The organism is Enterococcus dongliensis, assembly GCF_031927985.1.
GTDB classification, from domain to species: Bacteria; Bacillota; Bacilli; order Lactobacillales; family Enterococcaceae; genus Enterococcus_A; species Enterococcus_A dongliensis.
On sequence record NZ_JARPZC010000057.1, the window covers coordinates 1 to 402 of the forward strand.

Below are 402 nucleotides of genomic sequence, written 5' to 3' on the forward strand. Positions count from 1 at the left end.
ATCGTCATTCCTCCTGCTATCTTTTTCTATTATTCTACCTTATTTGATAGTAGATTTAAAACTTTGCAACAGAACCCCTGGAAGTTTAGGTGTTTTGGGTATTGGTGGTGTAGGTGGCTGCAAGCTTTCCAATTTTTGTTGAATTGCTTTAAATTCAGGTGTCTCTTGGTGTTTATTTAGAATCATTTTTTGCTCTATTCGTTCTAAAGTAGGTTGAATTTCTTTACTTGCTACTTTACGATTCAATTCTTTTTCTAAGGTTTCTTTTGGACTAATAGAAGGTGTTTCCAAACTTGAATAGAGTTTTACTCCTTCTCTGTTATATAGCCTTATATCGCTAAATAAGCCCGTTTTATGAAGGGTTTCTAAATTGGTCGGTAAGTTTTTGACAACAATATCATG

At 33.6% G+C, this 402-nt stretch carries 1 pseudogene; it reads right to left on the reverse strand.

Annotated features, from left to right (window positions below):
• Positions 1-39: 39 nt before the first annotated feature.
• A pseudogene (locus P7D84_RS13735) lies at positions 40-402 on the reverse strand (zeta toxin family protein); the annotation flags it as partial.